General features: G+C 65.8%; 18 protein-coding genes. 7 read left to right on the forward strand and 11 right to left on the reverse strand.

All coding sequences use genetic code 11. The features are described 5' to 3' along the window. On the forward strand, positions 1 to 792 hold a 792-nt coding region (locus tag OZ10_RS13680; protein ID WP_039565425.1), incomplete at its 5' end, for a Rossmann-fold NAD(P)-binding domain-containing protein. Positions 793 to 1,137: 345 nt separating this feature from the next. Here the strand turns inward: OZ10_RS13680 and lolD are convergent. The 10 genes from lolD to OZ10_RS23065 form a co-directional block, all read right to left on the reverse strand. Further along, a complete protein-coding gene (gene lolD, locus OZ10_RS13685) occupies positions 1,138 to 1,848 on the reverse strand; it encodes a lipoprotein-releasing ABC transporter ATP-binding protein LolD (RefSeq protein WP_486684671.1) in 711 nt (236 codons plus the stop codon). A 37-nt stretch (positions 1,849 to 1,885) separates the two neighbouring features. Beyond that, entirely contained in the window at positions 1,886 to 3,127 is a 1,242-nt protein-coding gene (locus OZ10_RS13690) for a lipoprotein-releasing ABC transporter permease subunit (RefSeq protein WP_039565431.1), read from the reverse strand. A 23-nt stretch (positions 3,128 to 3,150) separates the two neighbouring features. Further along, positions 3,151 to 3,603 (reverse strand): YgfX family protein, encoded by a 453-nt coding sequence (locus OZ10_RS13695; protein ID WP_039565433.1) that lies wholly within the window; start codon positions 3,601 to 3,603, stop codon positions 3,151 to 3,153. Next, the gene (locus tag OZ10_RS13700; protein WP_039409061.1) at positions 3,554 to 3,802 is read right to left on the reverse strand and encodes an FAD assembly factor SdhE; all 249 of its coding nucleotides are present in this window, start codon (positions 3,800 to 3,802) and stop codon (positions 3,554 to 3,556) included. The genes OZ10_RS13695 and OZ10_RS13700 overlap by 50 nt, the downstream gene beginning before the upstream one ends. 108 nt (positions 3,803 to 3,910) lie before the next feature. After that, a complete protein-coding gene (locus OZ10_RS13705) occupies positions 3,911 to 4,693 on the reverse strand; it encodes a succinate dehydrogenase iron-sulfur subunit (RefSeq protein WP_039565435.1) in 783 nt (260 codons plus the stop codon). 16 nt (positions 4,694 to 4,709) lie between these two features. Next, positions 4,710 to 4,913: a hypothetical protein gene (locus OZ10_RS13710; protein ID WP_425511549.1), complete on the reverse strand. Its 204-nt coding sequence runs from the start codon at positions 4,911 to 4,913 to the stop codon at positions 4,710 to 4,712. Between the two features lie 9 nt (positions 4,914 to 4,922). Next, positions 4,923 to 6,713 (reverse strand): succinate dehydrogenase flavoprotein subunit, encoded by a 1,791-nt coding sequence (sdhA, locus tag OZ10_RS13715; protein WP_039409054.1) that lies wholly within the window; start codon positions 6,711 to 6,713, stop codon positions 4,923 to 4,925. Positions 6,714 to 6,746: 33 nt separating this feature from the next. Further along, the gene (gene sdhD, locus OZ10_RS13720; RefSeq protein ID WP_039409052.1) at positions 6,747 to 7,133 is read right to left on the reverse strand and encodes a succinate dehydrogenase, hydrophobic membrane anchor protein; all 387 of its coding nucleotides are present in this window, start codon (positions 7,131 to 7,133) and stop codon (positions 6,747 to 6,749) included. Then, a complete protein-coding gene (gene sdhC, locus OZ10_RS13725) occupies positions 7,130 to 7,525 on the reverse strand; it encodes a succinate dehydrogenase, cytochrome b556 subunit (protein WP_039409049.1) in 396 nt (131 codons plus the stop codon). The genes sdhD and sdhC overlap by 4 nt, the downstream gene beginning before the upstream one ends. A 56-nt stretch (positions 7,526 to 7,581) precedes the next feature. Next, positions 7,582 to 7,890: a DUF1674 domain-containing protein gene (locus OZ10_RS23065; RefSeq protein ID WP_338117736.1), complete on the reverse strand. Its 309-nt coding sequence runs from the start codon at positions 7,888 to 7,890 to the stop codon at positions 7,582 to 7,584. Between OZ10_RS23065 and ygfZ the strand changes: the two genes are divergently transcribed. Beyond that, a complete protein-coding gene (gene ygfZ / locus OZ10_RS13730; protein WP_039409047.1) occupies positions 7,792 to 8,664 on the forward strand; it encodes a CAF17-like 4Fe-4S cluster assembly/insertion protein YgfZ in 873 nt (290 codons plus the stop codon). The two genes, OZ10_RS23065 and ygfZ, sit on opposite strands and share 99 nt — an antisense overlap. Here the strand turns inward: ygfZ and OZ10_RS13735 are convergent. Then, positions 8,661 to 9,749: an ABC transporter ATP-binding protein gene (locus OZ10_RS13735; protein ID WP_039409044.1), complete on the reverse strand. Its 1,089-nt coding sequence runs from the start codon at positions 9,747 to 9,749 to the stop codon at positions 8,661 to 8,663. The genes ygfZ and OZ10_RS13735 overlap by 4 nt on opposite strands. A gap of 420 nt (positions 9,750 to 10,169) precedes the next feature. Here OZ10_RS13735 and zwf point away from each other — a divergent pair, with 420 nt between their 5' ends. The 5 genes from zwf (at position 10,170) to OZ10_RS13760 (ending at position 16,063) form a co-directional block, all read left to right on the forward strand. Continuing rightward, on the forward strand, positions 10,170 to 11,600 hold the full coding sequence (zwf, locus tag OZ10_RS13740; RefSeq protein ID WP_039409041.1) for a glucose-6-phosphate dehydrogenase: 1,431 nt from the start codon (positions 10,170 to 10,172) through the stop codon (positions 11,598 to 11,600). Next, positions 11,597 to 12,604, forward strand: a complete 1,008-nt coding sequence (gene glk / locus OZ10_RS13745) for a glucokinase (RefSeq protein WP_005995646.1) — start codon at positions 11,597 to 11,599, stop codon at positions 12,602 to 12,604. The genes zwf and glk overlap by 4 nt, the downstream gene beginning before the upstream one ends. Continuing rightward, complete coding sequence (gene pgl / locus OZ10_RS13750) at positions 12,601 to 13,320, forward strand: 6-phosphogluconolactonase (RefSeq protein WP_039409036.1); 720 nt, start codon at positions 12,601 to 12,603, stop codon at positions 13,318 to 13,320. The genes glk and pgl overlap by 4 nt, the downstream gene beginning before the upstream one ends. Before the next feature lie 115 nt (positions 13,321 to 13,435). Beyond that, complete coding sequence (gene edd / locus OZ10_RS13755) at positions 13,436 to 15,352, forward strand: phosphogluconate dehydratase (RefSeq protein ID WP_039409033.1); 1,917 nt, start codon at positions 13,436 to 13,438, stop codon at positions 15,350 to 15,352. A gap of 51 nt (positions 15,353 to 15,403) precedes the next feature. Further along, a complete protein-coding gene (locus tag OZ10_RS13760; protein WP_039409030.1) occupies positions 15,404 to 16,063 on the forward strand; it encodes a bifunctional 4-hydroxy-2-oxoglutarate aldolase/2-dehydro-3-deoxy-phosphogluconate aldolase in 660 nt (219 codons plus the stop codon). Positions 16,064 to 16,409 lie beyond the last annotated feature (346 nt).

Genomic DNA, 16,409 nt, shown 5'->3' on the forward strand with positions numbered 1-16,409 from the left:
CACCTGTGCGATGCGCTGAGCGATGCGCCGCTGCAGCACATGGCCTTGGTCACCGGCACCAAGCATTATCTGGGTGCGTTCGAAAATTACGGCAGCGGCAAGGCCGAAACGCCGTTCCGCGAGAGCGAACCACGCCAGCAGGGCGAGAATTTCTATTACACCCTCGAAGACCTGCTGTTCGCGCACGCCGAGCGTCATGGCTTCGGGTGGAGCGTGCATCGTTCGCACACCATGATCGGTATGGCCAATGGCAGCAATGCGATGAACATGGGCGTGACGCTGGCGGTCTATGCATCGCTGTGCAAGCACACCGGCCAGCCCTTCGTATTCCCAGGCTCGCAGGCGCAGTGGAACAGCCTCACCGATCTGACCGATGCCGGGCTGCTCGGGCGTCAGCTGGCCTGGGCAGGCCTGAGCCCGGCCGCACGCAACCAGGCCTTCAACACCGTCAATGGCGATGTATTCCGCTGGCGCTGGATGTGGGGCGAGATCGCCGCGTTCTTCGAACTCGACACCGCACCCTGCCCGGACACGCCGCAGCCGTTGGAAGCGCGCCTGACCGGGACGGCGCCTGCGCTCTGGGCCGAACTGGCGGCAAAGCACGACCTGGTGGAAGCAGACGTCAATCGCTTGGCCTCGTGGTGGCATACCGATGCGGACCTGGGCCGCGAGATCGAGTGCGTCAACGACATGACCAAGAGCCGCGAGCTAGGCTTTGTAGATTTCTACGACAGCCGCGCCTCGTTCTTCGAGCTGTTTACCCGGTTGCGGGCGCTGCGCATCATCCCCTGATCGATGGGGTCGCATCGCTGCGGGTCGGCCTTCGACCCGCAGCAGTACGCGATCTGCCGCATCACGGTCGGCAGGTCGCAGCGGTAACGTGCGGTACTTCTGTCGTTACGCCGAGCGCCACGTGCTTCCGTTGCGCGGAGCGTCCCTACAGCGTTCGTCACGCAGAGCGCAACGCAGTCATTCGCATCTCATGGCGGATCGGGTAAGCGCCGCCGCGTACTCACTTGCGATACCACAATGATCTGCAGACATCGTGCAGGTGACTTCTGCCCCATTGGTGGAGGGCCACTCAATCGCCCTCCCGATGCAGCGCTGCCGAACCGGCGACAGCGCCCCGGTGACTGACTACACCGCCGACGGCGCCAATTCGCGCAGCCTGCCTTGATGCAGCTCCAGCACACGGTCCAGACGCCGTGCCAGGCTGCGGTCGTGCGTCACCAGCACCAGGCTGGTGCGCTGCGCGCGGTTGAGTTCCAGCATCAGCTCGAACACCGTGCCGGCGGTGTTGTCGTCGAGATTGCCGGTAGGTTCGTCGCCCAGCACGCAGCCGGGCTTGTTGACCAGGGCGCGTGCCACTGCGCAACGTTGACGCTCACCGCCCGACAGCTCGCTGGGCTTGTGTTCGATGCGATGCCCAAGCCCGACCGATTCCAGCAACTGCAGCGCCTGCGCCCTGGCAACCGGCACGTCCTGGCCCGACAGCAGCACCGGCATCATCACGTTCTCCAGTGTGGTGAATTCCGGCAGCAGGTGATGGAACTGATACACGAACCCGAGCGCCTGGTTGCGTAGCTTGCCGCGCTGGCCATCGGACAGCGCCGACATGCGCTCGCCTGCCACGTACACCTCGCCCGAGGTAGGAATATCCAGCCCGCCGAGCAGGTGCAGCAAGGTGCTCTTGCCGGCACCGGACGCGCCGACGATGGCCACGGTCTCGCCGGTAGCCACCGACAGGTCCAGGCCGTCGAAGACCGGCGTGCGCATCTTGCCTTCGGCGTAGGTCTTGGCCAGACCCGCGGCCCGAATCACTGCCCCTGCTTGGTTTGGCTTTTGCACGACCGATTCCCGATTCCCGAATCCCGAATCCCGGATCTCATTCATAACGCAGCGCCTCCGCCGGCTGGGTGCGTGAGGCGCGCCACGCCGGATACAGGGTCGCCAGGAAACTCATCACCAGTGCCACCACCGTGATCACCACCACATCCTGGGTCTGCATGTCGGTGGGCAGGCCGGTGATGTAATAGACGTCTTCCGGCAGCAGCTTGACGCTGAAGATCGTTTCGATCACACCAAGGATGCGCTCCAGATTGAGCGTCAGCACGATGCCGCCGATCACGCCCATGATCGTGCCCATGAAACCGATCAACGACCCCTGCACCATGAACACCTGCATCACCCCGCCGGGCGACAGGCCCAGTGTGCGCAGGATGGCGATGTCGGCCTGCTTGTCGGTCACCAGCATCACCTGCGACGACACCAGGTTGAAGGCACCCATCGCCACGATCAGCGACAAAAGGATGCCCATCACGGTCTTTTCCATCTTCAGCGAGTGATAGAGATTGGCGTTTTCCTGCGTCCAGTCGCTCACCCGGTACGGGCCGTGCAATTTCACCGCCAGATCGCGCGCCACCGGCCAGGCCTGATCCATGTCGTGCAGTTTCAGGCGCACGCCGGTCACGCCGTCCATGCGCAAGACGCGTGCCAGATCCTGCATGTTGACCACTGCCAGTCCGCGGTCGATTTCGTTGTAACCGGCCTCGAAGATTCCACTGACGGTAAAGCGCTTGAGCCGCGGCATGGCGCCCAACGGCGTGGCCTGGGTGTCGCTGAGCAGGACGACGATGCCGTCGCCCACGTCCACGCCCAGCCACAGGGCCAGCTCCTTGCCGATGACGATGTTGTAGGAACCGGGCGTCAGGCTGTCGACCGAGCCCTGCTGCATTTTCTTGGCCAGCACCGACACCTTGGCCTCTTCCGACGGAACGACGCCACGCACGATGGCCGGCTGCTTGCGCGGGCCCTGCAGCAACGATTCGGTTTCGATGTAGGGGGCTGCGCCGGCAATACGCGGGTCGGCCATGGCGACCTCGACCGCATGCTGCCAATCGCGCATGGGCGCGCCGTCGGCACTGACGGTGGCATGCGCGGCCATCTGCAACAGACGGTCGCGGATCTCTTTCTGGAAACCGCTCATCACCGCCAGCGTGGTGATCAGCACGGTGACGCCCAGGGCGATGCCTAGGATCGATGCCATCGAGATAAACGAGATGAAGCCATTGCGCCGCTTGGCGCGCAGGTAGCGCAAGCCGATGGCAACCGGGATAGGTTTGAACATGCGGTTCAACCAGGAAAGGGACGCTATGGTGCCACTAGCGACCGCCGGGACGAAATGGCGCGTGCGTGAGCGGCCAGACGCAGTTCACGTCGTTGCAGCGCCGGCAGGGTGTCAGGCCAGAAATGCAGGCGTTCGCGGCGTGCATCGGCGCGTGTCCACGACACCACCGCGATCGGCCCACGCCACGCAACCTGCAGGTCCTGCACGGTTTGGCCGTCAACGCTGGCGGGCGGCTCGCCCCACGGGATCAGCACCTGCCGCGCAGGCGAGCGCAACAACGCCCGAAGCGAGCGTGCGGCAGACACCGGCACCCAGGCAGACAGCAAAGCCGCCAGCCATAGCGGCGCCCCGCTACGCCACACTGCGCACAGTGCCAGCACGGCCAGTGCGCTCACTGCGCAGACAAGCCCGCGCGAAGGCCGCCACTCAAGCCGGCAAGGCGCGGATATCGGCGATGAGGGCGGCATTGGCGGCATCGGGGCAGGCCTCGTATCCCATGAACCAGCGCCACAACTTATCGTCTTCGCAATCCAGCAGCTGTAGGAAAACCGCGCGCTCGGACTCGGAAGCCTGCGCCCAGCGTTGATCCAGATAACGCACGAACAGTTGGTCCAGTTCGCGCATGCCACGCCGGCAACGCCAGCGCAACTTTTTCAGCAAGGTTTGCTCGTCCATTTCATCTCCCTATCGCCTGGCCAGAGGCGAAAACGACAGCGGCACCTGACCCAAGGGCCGGTGCCGCTGCGAACCACATCCCGCCAGGCGGGACCGCGCTGCCAGCAATCAGGCGCGACGCGCCATCATCAGCTTCTTGATTTCGGCAATGGCCAGTGCCGGATTCAGGCCCTTCGGGCAGGTCCGTGCGCAGTTCATGATGGTGTGGCAGCGATACAGCTTGAACGGATCTTCCAGATCATCCAGGCGCGCACCGGTGTCTTCGTCGCGCGAATCGATGATCCAGCGATAGGCCTGCAACAGGATGGCCGGGCCCAGGTAACGCTCGCCGCTCCACCAGTAACTCGGGCAGCTGGTCGAGCAGCACGCGCACAGGATGCACTCGTACAGGCCGTCGAGCTTCTTGCGATCTTCCGGCGACTGCAGGCGCTCGCGATCCGGCGGCGGCGGGGTCTGGGTGCGGATCCAGGGCTTGATCGAGGCGTACTGCGCATAGAAATGCGTCAGGTCCGGCACCAGATCCTTGATCACGCTCATGTGCGGCAACGGATAGATAGGCACTTCCGACTTGCCACAGGCCGCAATCGCCTTGGTGCAGGCCAGCGTATTGGTGCCGTCGATGTTCATTGCGCACGAGCCGCAGATGCCTTCGCGGCACGAACGACGGAACGCCAGGGTCGGGTCGATCTCGTTCTTGATCTTGATCAGCGCGTCCAGCACCATCGGGCCGCACTTGTCGAGATCGATCTCATAGCTGTCGGTACGCGGGTTGGCGTCGCCATCCGGATCCCAGCGGTACACCTTGAAGGTGCGCGTGTTTTTGGCGCCCTGTGCAGGGTAATGCTTGCCCTTGCCGATCTTTGAATTCTTGGGGAGGGTGAACTCTGCCATAGCTGCTCTCGTTGGCTCAGGCGATGCGCGGTGCGAACGACAACCGCACCGTGCGCATGAAAGTGAAAACGGTGGATGCCACCATCGAATCGATGGCGCAGCGGCCGGCCGGTTGCCGGCGCTGCGCCTGCGTCCTGCGACAGCCCCGCTGCTGCACGATGGCGCCACTCTGCCGGAACACACCGGCAGGCACCTTCGACGCAGACGTGGCGTGTTGCAGATGCATCAATCAGTACACGCGCGGCTTCGGCGGAACCACGTCCACGTCCTTGCTCAGCGTGTACATGTGCACCGGGCGATACTCGAATTCGCACTTGCCCTTGTCGTCGACGGTCACCAGCGTGTGCTTCTGCCAGTTGACGTCGTCGCGGTCCGGGAAGTCCTCGTGCGAGTGCGCGCCACGGCTTTCCTTGCGTTGCTCGGCCGAATTGATCGTCGCCACTGCATTGAGCAGCAGGTTGTTCAATTCGTAGGTCTCGATCAGGTCCGAGTTCCACACCAGCGAGCGGTCCGACACCTTGACGTCTTCGAAGGACGCGAAGATCTCGGCCATCTTGTCCACGCCTTCCTTCAGCGTCTTGCTGGTACGGAACACAGCCGCGTCCGACTGCATGGTGCGCTGCATGTTGTCGCGGATCACCGAGGTCGGCGTGGAGCCGTTGGCATAGCGCAGCTTGTCCAGCAGGCCCAGCGCCTTGTCGCAGGCATCGGACGGCAGCGGCTTGTGCGGCTGGTTGGTCTTGACCGTCTCGGCGCAACGGTTGGCCACCGCACGACCGAACACCACCAGGTCCAGCAAGGAGTTGGAGCCCAGGCGGTTTGCGCCATGTACCGACACGCAGGCAGCTTCGCCGATGGCGTACAAGCCGGGCACCACCGCATCCGGATTGTCGCCCTGCTTGCGCACGACTTCGCCGTAATAGTTGGTCGGGATGCCACCCATGTTGTAGTGCACGGTCGGCAGCACCGGAATCGGCTGCTTGGTCACGTCCACGCCGGCAAAGATGTGCGCGCTTTCGGCGATACCGGGCAGCTTGTCGTTGATCACTTCCGGGCCGAGGTGGGTCAGGTCGAGCAGGATGTGGTCCTTGTGCTCGCCCACGCCACGGCCTTCGCGGATCTCCACCGTCATCGAGCGCGATACCACGTCGCGCGAGGCCAGATCCTTGTAGTGCGGTGCATAGCGCTCCATGAAGCGCTCGCCATTGCTGTTACGCAAAATGCCGCCTTCGCCGCGCACGCCCTCGGTGATCAGGCAGCCCGCACCGTAAATGCCGGTGGGATGGAACTGCACAAACTCCATGTCCTGCACCGGCAGGCCGGCACGCATCACCAGGCCGCCGCCGTCACCGGTACAGGTATGCGCGGAGGTGGCGCTGAAATAGGCACGGCCGTAACCGCCGGTGGCCAGCACCACGCCATGGGCGCGGAACAGGTGCAGCGTGCCATCGGCCATGTCCAGCGCGAGCACGCCGCGGCAGACGCCTTCTTCGTCGAAGATCAGGTCGAGTGCGAAGTACTCGATCATGAAGCGCGCGTTGTGCGCCAGCGACTGCTGGTACAGCGTATGCAGCATGGCGTGGCCGGTACGGTCGGCTGCTGCGCAGGTGCGCTGCGCGGACGGGCCTTCGCCGTACTTGGTGGTCATGCCGCCGAACGGGCGCTGGTAGATCTTGCCCTCTTCAGTGCGCGAGAACGGCACACCGTAGTGCTCCAGCTCGATGATGGCCGGGATCGCCTCGCGACACATGTACTCGATCGCGTCCTGGTCGCCCAGCCAATCGGAGCCCTTGATGGTGTCGTAGAAGTGATAGCGCCAGTCGTCCTCGCCCATGTTGCCGAGCGCCGCGGAAATACCGCCCTGCGCGGCAACGGTATGCGAACGGGTCGGGAAGACCTTGGTCAGGCAGACGGTCTGCAAGCCCTTCTGGGCCAGACCGAACGTGGCGCGCAGGCCGGCACCGCCGGCGCCCACCACGACCATGTCGTACTTGTGTTCTGTGATCTTGTAAGCGGACATCGAATTATGGATTCCTGTTTGGTCGCTGGCGACTCAGCTGATGCCCAGCGCGATACGCGCCACGGCAAACACGCTGACGATGGCACCCAGCACGGCAACGAAGCGCACGATGGTCTGCGCCGCAAGCGCGAGCAGCGAGTTGTGCACGTAATCTTCCAGCACCACCTGCATGCCCAGCTGCGCATGCCAGAACGAGGCGATCAGGAAGCCGACCAGCAGAATCGCGTTCCACGGCTTGGCAACGGCGGCGCTGGCGGTCGCATGATCGGCGCCGACCAGGCTCAGCACGAAGATCAGGAACCAGATCGACAGCGGCACCAGAGCGGTGGCGGTCAGGCGCTGGACGACGAAATGCTCGGTACCGGTCTTGGCGGCACCCAGGCCTCGCACGTTTTTCAGCGGGGTACGGTAGCGGCTCATGCGGCACCTCCAGACACCAGGACGTAGGCCCAGATCGCGGCGGTGAGCACCAGGCTCAGCACCACCGACAGCCAGCCCAGGCTGACGAACGAACGCACGGCGTAGCCCTGGCCGAAGTCCTGCAGGATGTGGCGCAACCCACCGAACAGGTGGAAGGCAAAGCTCCAGGTCCAGCCGAACAGGAACACCTGCCCGTACCAGGCGGCAGCATGTTCGCGCAGGCAATTCCAGTGGTCGGGGCCAAGCATCAATGTGAGCAAGGCGGCGGCAATTCCCAAGGCGCCGACCGACAGAACAATGCCGGTGGCTCGATTGAGGATCGAGGTCACCATCTGGATCTGCCAGCGGTACACCTGGAGATGCGGGGAAAGAGGACGTTCGCGGATCGCCATTCGCTGGGCTCGTTATCTCGGCTGGGCGGCACTAGGCCGCTGTGGCTAAAAGCTGCTCAAAAATCGATGCAGCGTCCATTTTTTTCCCAGTCGCCGTAGCGCGTTGGCTCAGGGCCGTCGCGCCCACCGATCTCTTTGGGCAGTGGCTTCTTCTCGGGAATGTGCTCCTGAGGGGAAGGCTGCGTCTCGGAATCCTGCGATGGCGTGGGGGTTGGATGGCCTATCATAGTGGTCTCACAACATTGCGATTTTAGTCCTCCCCTTCCGTGGCTGACAACCTGAATCTTATTCCGCAGGGTTTTGGCTCCCTGCACGACATGCAATACGTCCGATTGCTCGGCGCGGATGCAGTGGCGTTTGCGCATGCCCAATTTGCCAATGACGTCCAGGCGCTGGCGATTGGGCAGTGGCAATGGAATGCGTGGTTGACGGCGAAGGGGCGCGTGGTTGCCATCTTCGCACTCCTGCGTGAGGACGACGCGCAATTGCTGATGCTGTTGCCGGACGGAAATGCAGCCGAGATCGCCGCGCAGCTCGGCCGTTTCGTGTTCCGGCGCAAGCTGACAATCAACGCCATCAAGCTATCGGCGTATGGCGGCTCCGAGCCGGCGCAACGCGCGCACGGTGCACATGCCGATATCGGAACGCTGCATATCGCGCTGGACATGGGTACTGCCGAGCGGCCGCGCACGCTGCTGCTTGCGCAGGACACGGCATTGGCCGCGCCGATGGAAGTGCCGAGCATCGACGCGCGATGGCGCCAGGAAGATCTGCAACTGGGGCTGGTTCGCCTGCCGCAGGCCCAGCGCGAGCAATGGACGCCGCAACAACTTGCGCTGGACCGCCTGCAGGCCTTCAGCGTCAAGAAGGGCTGCTACCCCGGCCAGGAAATCGTGGCGCGCACGCACTTTCTGGGCAAGGCCAAGCGTGCGTTGCAGTTGCTGGAGATCGAAGGCAAGGCCGAAGCCGGCGACAGCGTCGTGCTCGACGGCACCACCATCGGGACAGTGGTCAGCGTCGCCGAACCACTGGCGCTGGCCGTGCTTCCGCTGGATCTGGCCCTCGGGGATGACGCCGTGCTGCAGGCAGGCGCGCACCGCGCCCGCCCGCTCGCCCTCCTTCCCGGCCTGGAGCGTTAGGCCGGTTCCAGCCGCTGCCCGGTCGCCGGGTCGAAGAAATGCAGCGCATCACTGCGCAAGGCCAGGCGCAGCGGCTGCCCGACCGCAGGCAGGGCCTGCGGCGCCACACGGATCACCAGCGGCTGGCCGCCGCGGTCCAGGTTGAGGAAGATCTCGTTGCCTACCGGCTCGATCACTTCCACCCGTGCCTCGAAGCCCAGCCGTGCGTCTTCGGACGGTTGCAGGTGTTCGGGGCGCACGCCGACGATCACGTCCTGACCGAACCAGCGACGATCAACCCGGGCAGCGCCCAACGGCACCCGCCAGCCGTCGGCCAGCACCAGGTGCAGGCCATCCTGCTCGTCCAGGCGCCCCTGCAGCACATTCATTGCCGGGCTGCCCAGAAAGCCGGCCACGAACAGATTGGCCGGGCGATCGTACAGCGCCATCGGGTTGTCGATCTGCTGGATCACGCCGTCCTTGAGCACCACGATGCGCTGGCCGAGCGTCATCGCCTCGACCTGGTCGTGGGTAACGTAGATCATGGTGGTGCCGAGCTTGCGATGTAGCTGCGCGATCTCGGTGCGCACGCTGTGGCGCAGCTTGGCGTCCAGATTGGACAGCGGCTCATCGAGCAGAAACACCGAGGATTCGCGCACCATCGCCCGGCCCAGTGCCACGCGCTGGCGCTGGCCGCCGGACATGGCCTTGGGCAGCTTGTCCAGCATCGGGGTCAGGCCCAGCAGCTCGGCTGCATTGTTGACGCGCTCGGCGATGACCTGCTTCGGGTGGCCGCGCAGCTTGAGCCCGAAAGCCAGATTCTCGGCCACGGTCATGTGCGGATACAGCGCATAGCTCTGGAACACCATGGCGATGTCGCGGTCTTTCGGCGCCACGTCGTTGACCACGCGCTCGCCGATCTTCAGCGTGCCGGCGCTGATGTCCTCGAGCCCGGCGATCATGCGCAGCAAGGTCGACTTGCCGCAGCCGGACGGCCCGACCAGCACCATCAACTCGCCATCGGCGACCTCGAAGCTTGCGCCCTGCACCGCCACCTGGCCGTTTTCATAGACCTTGCGGACACCTTCCAACTGCACTTTCGCCATCGTTCGGCCTCGACTGTGTATGCGCCCTGCCCTCGGCCCTCCCGACGGCAATGACGAACGACTCGTTTGCGCGAAATCTCTGTGCAAACGAATGCATTGGTTTATTCTGACATGTAATCGTTTTCACATGGCAACATCGATCTCGGGAGGGACCATGCCGCTACCGACGCACGCCGCAGTTTCCAGTGGCGTCACCAGTGACTCGCCACCCGGCATTCCGCCACGCAGGTGCAGGTATGCCGCCGGGGCGCTAACCCCTCGCCGCCCGTTGCTGCAACAATCGGGGGCTGGACGTCAGCGTCCATCCCCCGCTGCGCACACGCAAGTGTCGCTCAGGAACAGACGTACCGACCGCCGGCTGTCCGGCGCCTTTCCGCCAAGTCGCTGATAACGATGTCTCCAGAATCTGAAACTCGGTCCATGCACAACACCCTGATCCTGTTCGGCGCCACCGGCGATCTCGCCCAGCGCTATCTCTTCCCCTCCCTGCTGCGTCTGTTCGTCGACGGCCTGTTGCCGGAGGACTTCCGCATCCGTGCGCTGGCATTGTCGCCGCACGACACCGAGGCCTTCCGCGAAGTGCTGCGGCCGCGCCTGACCGAGGCGTTGCCGATCGCCACGCCAGAGCAGATCCAGACACTGCTGCAGCGGGTGGACTACCGCTCGGTGGATCTGCGCGATGCCGAGTCAGTGGCCAATGCGGTGCGCGAGCTGGCCAACCGCCAGTGCGTGAGCTATCTGGCGATTCCGCCGGGCCTGTACATCAGCACCTGCCAGGGCCTGGCCCTGGGTGGCGCGCTGGCAGCACCGCACCGGCTGATGCTGGAAAAACCGATCGGACACGATTCGGACAGCGCCCGCGAGATCCTGCAGTCGATCGGCGCGCTGATCGACGAAGACCGCGTGTTCCGTCTCGACCATTACCTGGGCAAGGCGGCGGTGCAGAACCTGATCGCGCTGCGCTTCGGCAACACGCTGCTCGAAGCGGTGTGGAACCGCACCTACATCGAGTCGGTGCAGATCCTGGTCGCCGAAAGCGAAGGCGTGGACGGGCGCGATGCGTATTACGCGCGCTCCGGCGCACTGCGCGACATGGTCCAGAGCCATATCCTGCAGCTGTTGTGCCTGGTGGCGATGGAGCCGCCGGCCTCGCTGGAAGCCGACCGCATCCGCGACGAGAAGGTCAAGGTGCTGCGGGCGCTGCGCCCGATGACCGCCGACCACGCCGCGCACGACAGCGTGCGTGGCCGCTACACCGCCGGCAGCATCAATGGCCAACCGGCGCAGGCCTATCACCCGCCGGAAGGCAGCGACGTGGAAACCTTCGTCGCGGTGACTGCGCATATCGACAACTGGCGCTGGGCCGGGGTGCCGTTCCACCTGTGCACCGGCAAGCGCCTGGCCGAGCGCTCCACCCGGATCGTGGTGACGCTCAAGCCGGTCACGCATTGGCTGTTCGAGCGCCCGGACCGCCAGAACGCGGTGCCCAACCGCCTGACCTTCCAGCTGCAGCCGCAGGAAAACATCGAACTCGGCCTGATGAGCAGCCTGGCCGGCCCGGAATGGGGCGCCATCGAACTGCAGCCGCTGGAACTGGAACTGTCGGTGCCGACTGGCCTGCACCGCCGCATCGCCTACGAGCGGCTATTCGTGGACGCCTTCAACGGCAACCCGGCCCTGTTCGTGCGCGATGACGAGGTCAAGGCCGCCTGGGCCTGGATCGACAGCGTCAGCGATGCCTGGAAGGACGCTGCTCTGCCGCTGCAGCCCTACCCGGCTGGCAGCTGGGGCCCCGACGCCGCTACCCCGTTCCTGCCTCCGGCCACAGACGCACAGGGAAACAACGCATGACCGCTCCTTCCAAGCCGGTGCTGGTTGCCGATATCGGCGGCACCAACGCGCGCTTCGCGCTGGCCGATGTCGACGCCTCGGTACCGCTGCTGGATGACACCTCGCGCGAATTTGCGGTGGTGGAGTTCGCTTCGCTTGGCGAAGCCGCGCGTTACTACCTCGATCAGATCGGCGTGCAGGCCACCCAGGGCGTGTTCGCCGTGGCCGGCCGCGTCGATGGCGACGAAGCCCGCATCACCAATCATCCGTGGGTGATCTCGCGCACGCGCACCGCCAGCATGCTGGGTTTCAGCACGCTGCACCTGATCAACGACTTTGCCGCCCAGGCCATGGCGATCAGCCTGTTGCGTCCACAGGACGTGGTGCAGGTTGGCGGCGCCAGCTGGCGGCCGGCGCCGATCGATCAGCCGCGCAACTACGGCGTGATCGGCCCCGGCACCGGCCTGGGCGTGGGTGGTCTGATCATCCGCAACGGGCGCTGTTTTCCGCTGGAAACCGAAGGTGGTCATGTCAGCTTCCCGCCGGGCACGCCCGAGGAAATCCGGGTGCTGGAGATCCTCTCCGAACAGTTCGGCCGGGTCTCCAACGAGCGCCTGATCTGTGGGCCGGGGCTGGTCAACATCCATCGCGCTCTGAGCGAGATCGCCGGGGTCGACCCGGGCCCGCTGGAGCCCAAGGACATCACCGCACGCGCAGCCGCTGGCGACCCGCGTTCGGCGCGCACCATCGACCTGTTCTGCGCCATCTTCGGTGCGATCGCCGGCGACATGGTGCTGATGCAGGGCGCCTGGGACGGCGTGTTCCTCACCGGCGGGCTGGTGCCCAAGGTGCTGGATTCGCTGCAGCACTCCGGCTTCCGCCAGCGTTTCGAACACAAGGGGCGGTTCTCCGCCATCATGTCGCGGGTGCCGTCGCTGGCGGTCATGCATCCCCATGCCGGTCTGCTTGGCGCCGCCGCGTATGCGGTGGACGCGCAACGCCAGCACCCCGGGGAGCAGCGATGAACCTGCAGGACAACCCGCGCATCACCCTGGTGCGTTACGAAGACCCGGCCGAGTGGACCGAGGCGGTGGCCAGCGAAATGGCCGACCTGCTCGAACAGGAGATATCGCGGCGTGGCCAGGCGCGCATGCTGCTCTCGGGCGGCACGACGCCGGCGCCGGTGTACGAATCCCTCGCCCACCGCCCGCTGGACTGGTCGCGGGTGGAGGTAGGCCTGGTCGACGAGCGCTGGCTCTCGCCGCAGGACCAGGACAGCAACGCCTGGCTGGTCAATCACAGCTTCCTGACCCACGCACCGGCGGCCACCTTCATCCCGCTGGTGCGCCCCGGCAAGCAGTTGCCCGAGTGCGTGCACACCGCCAACCTGCAGGCCACCCATGCCGAGCCGGCCTGTCTGGCGGTGCTGGGCATGGGCGGCGACGGGCACACCGCTTCGCTGTTCCCCGGCTCGACCGACCTGCCCAAGGCGCTCGCCAGCCCGCAGCCGTACGCCTCGCTGGATGCGACCGGCTGCCCGGGCGCGAACCAGTGGCCGTTGCGCATCACCCTCACGCCTGCCGGTCTGTCCGCGATCCCGACCCGCCTGCTGCTGTTGCGCGGCAAGCAGAAGCTGGATGTGCTGCAGGCCGCACTGGCAGGCGAGGACGTCGGCGAGTACCCGATCCGCGTGGCGCTGCAGCAGCCTGGCCCGCGCTTGCGGGTGCATTGGTGTCAGTGATGCGCGTCCCCTCGCAGGAGCCGATCTTGTGCGAGTCCTTCGCAACAGCCCGCACATCCATGTGCGGGGAATTAAAAGTGCACTTCTCTTTCCCGTTTCTCATAGCCGGTAGCCAATGAGCCTGCATCCGAACATCCAAGCTGTCACCGACCGTATCCGCAAGCGCAGCGCGCCGTCGCGCGCGGCGTATCTGGCCGGTCTCGATGCCGCCCTGCGCGAGGGACCGTTCCGTAGCCGTTTGAGCTGCGGCAATCTTGCCCATGGCTTTGCTGCGTCCGAGCCGACCGACAAGTCGCGCCTGCGCGGTGCGGCCACCCCCAATCTGGGCATCATCACTGCCTACAACGACATGCTGTCGGCGCATCAGCCGTTCGAGCATTATCCGCAGCTGATCCGCGACACGGCGCGTTCGCTCGGCGCCACCGCGCAGGTCGCCGGTGGCGTGCCGGCCATGTGCGACGGCGTGACCCAGGGCCGCGCCGGCATGGAACTGTCGCTGTTCTCGCGCGACAACATTGCCCAGGCTGCCGCGATCGGCCTGAGTCACGACATGTTCGACAGCGTGGTGTACCTGGGCGTATGCGACAAGATCGTGCCGGGGCTGCTGATCGGTGCGCTGGCATTCGGGCACCTGCCGGCGATCTTCATGCCGGCCGGCCCGATGACGCCGGGCATCCCGAACAAGCAGAAGGCCGAAGTGCGCGAGCGCTATGCGGCCGGCGAAGCCACCCGCGCCGAACTGCTGGAAGCGGAATCTTCCTCGTACCACTCGCCCGGCACCTGCACCTTCTACGGCACCGCCAATTCCAATCAGGTGTTGCTGGAGGCGATGGGCGTGCAGCTGCCCGGCGCCTCGTTCGTCAACCCGGAATTGCCGCTGCGCGACGCGTTGACCCGCGAGGGCACCGCACGTGCGTTGGCCATTTCTGCGCTGGGCCAGGATTTCCGCCCGTTCGGCCGCCTGATCGACGAGCGCGCCATCGTCAACGCGGTGGTCGCGCTGATGGCCACCGGCGGCTCGACCAACCACACCATCCACTGGATCGCGGTGGCACGTGCGGCCGGCATCGTGCTGACCTGGGACGACATGGATCTGATTTCGCAGACCGTGCCGCTGCTGACCCGCGTCTACCCGAACGGGGAGGCCGACGTGAACCGCTTCCAGGCCGCGGGCGGCACTGCGTTCGTGTTCCGCGAGCTGATGGACGCCGGTTACATGCACGACGACCTGCCCACCGTGGTCGAAGGCGGCATGCGCGCCTACGTCAACGAGCCGCGCCTGCAGGACGGCAAGGTCACCTATGTTCCGGGTACCGCGACCACCGCCGACGACAGCGTGGCGCGCCCGGTCAGCGATGCCTTCGAAGCGCAGGGCGGTCTACGCCTGCTGCGCGGCAACCTGGGGCGGTCGCTGATCAAGCTGTCGGCGGTCAAGCCGCAGCATCGCACGATCGAAGCGCCGGCGGTGGTGATCGACACGCCGCAGGTGCTCAACAAGCTGCATGCCGCCGGCGTGCTGCCGCACGATTTCGTGGTGGTGCTGCGCTACCAGGGCCCGCGCGCAAACGGCATGCCCGAACTGCATTCGATGGCGCCGTTGCTGGGCCTGTTGCAGAACCAGGGCCGCCGCGTGGCCTTGGTGACCGATGGCCGTCTTTCCGGCGCGTCGGGCAAGTTCCCGGCGGCGATCCATCTCACCCCCGAGGCGGCGCGCGGCGGCCCGATCGGACGCGTCCGCGAAGGCGACATCGTGCGTCTGGACGGCGAAGCCGGCATCCTGGAAGTGCTGGTCTCGGCCGAAGAATGGGCATCGCGCGAGGTGGCGCCGAACACCGCCGTGGCGGGCAACGACCTGGGCCGCAACCTGTTTGCGATCAACCGGCAGGTCGTCGGCCCGGCCGACCAGGGCGCGATCTCCATTTCCTGCGGCCCGACCCATCCGGACGGTGCGCTGTGGAGCTACGACGCCGAATACGAACTCGGGGCCGATGCGGCCGCGGCGGCCGCACCGCACGAGTCCAAGGACGCCTGACCCCTTCCCTCTGCGCGGTCGCCCCGGCGGCCGCCGTCTAATGGAGTTGCAATGACGATTGCCCAGACCCAGAACACCGCCGAACAGCTGCTGCGCGATGCCGGCATCCTGCCGGTGGTCACCGTCGACACGCTGGACCAGGCGCGCCGCGTCGCCGATGCGCTGCTGGAAGGCGGCCTGCCCGCGATCGAGCTGACCTTGCGCACGCCGGTGGCGATCGACGCGCTGGCGATGCTCAAGCGCGAGCTTCCCAACATCGTGATTGGCGCAGGTACCGTGCTGAGCGAGCTGCAGTTGCGTCAGTCGGTGGATGCCGGCGCCGACTTCCTGGTGACCCCGGGCACGCCCGCACCGCTGGCACGCCTGCTGGCCGATGCGCCGATTCCGGCCGTACCTGGCGCAGCGACGCCGACCGAGCTGCTGACCCTGATGGGCCTCGGCTTCCGGGTGTGCAAGCTGTTCCCGGCCACCGCCGTGGGCGGTCTGCAAATGCTGAAGGGCCTGGCCGGTCCGTTGTCCGAGCTCAAGCTTTGCCCCACCGGCGGCATCAGCGAAGCCAATGCCGCCGAGTTCCTGTCGCAGCCCAACGTGCTGTGCATCGGTGGTTCGTGGATGGTGCCTAAGGACTGGCTGGCACAGGGCCAGTGGGACAAGGTCAAGGAAAGCTCGGCCAAGGCCGCGGCGATCGTGCGCCAGGTGCGTGCGGGCTGAGTGCCGGGTGCCTTATCCAGCAAGCTGGATGGTTCAAGGCTCTGCATCAACTCACCCACACTGCCGTACCTAGCCGCCAGAGCCGCCTCCTTAGCGATCCCGGCTCGATTGGTTGGCTTCGTCAGGCGCGGTTGGAAGCTGGTCAACCAGCGCCTCGGCGCTGATTGACTGGGGTTGCTGCACAGCACGTGCCGGGGAACGCAGTGGTCGAGTTCTCGATGCACAGGCAGAACGCGGCTGCCCCACCATTTCGCTGCTCAACACCACGGCAACCACTCGCCGGGGCGGCAGCGCGGCCGGGGAGTGGCGGAGAGCGGCGCAGGGATGTGCCGCGACGGCGCGTCGG

Source organism: Xanthomonas cannabis pv. cannabis (assembly GCF_000802365.1).
In the GTDB taxonomy this organism is placed as follows: Bacteria; Pseudomonadota; Gammaproteobacteria; order Xanthomonadales; family Xanthomonadaceae; genus Xanthomonas; species Xanthomonas cannabis.